The following is a 529-nucleotide window of genomic DNA, read 5'->3' as shown; positions in this document are numbered from 1 at the left end:
CATCGAACTCTTTAGCGGGGCAGGTAGAATTGATATATAATTTTTAACAATGTGAAAATCATTTAAGGAGGGAATAGGGTGCTTAAAATAAACAAAAAATCCGATAAATTAATTATTGTCGTTCACGAAATATATGGAATTAACCAACATATGGTGGATTTATGTGAATTGCTAACAGAACAAAATTTTGATGTTATTTGTCCAAATTTATTAGAACAAGAAATACCCTTTGATTATTCTCAAGAGGTAAAGGCTTACCATAATTTTATGGATAATGTAGGTTTCGCAAACGGATTACATAAAGTGAAAAATATATTATTAGATTTTAAAGATAGGTACTCAAAAATATTTATCATTGGATTTAGTGTAGGGGCAACGGTTGCGTGGTTGTGTAGTGAGGAAGAATGTGTTGATGGTATTGTTGGATACTATGGTTCACGTATTAGGGACTGTGTAAATATATACCCAAAATGTCCGGTGGTGTTATTTTTTCCGAAAGTGGAAAAATCATTTAATGTAGATGAATTAG

At 31.2% G+C, this 529-nt stretch carries 1 protein-coding gene; it reads left to right on the top strand.

The annotated features are described in order from the left end of the window. Positions 1-78: 78 nt before the first annotated feature. A partial coding sequence (locus tag SAY88_RS24705; RefSeq protein WP_332635081.1) for a dienelactone hydrolase family protein occupies positions 79-529 on the top strand: 451 nt, incomplete at its 3' end.

The sequence above is a fragment of the Halalkalibacter flavus genome (assembly GCF_036663575.1).
Classification (GTDB): domain Bacteria; phylum Bacillota; class Bacilli; order Bacillales; family Bacillaceae_D; genus Halalkalibacter; species Halalkalibacter flavus.
Note: the sequence above shows the minus strand (reverse complement) of the source record. Positions and strands in the feature narration are given on the sequence as shown.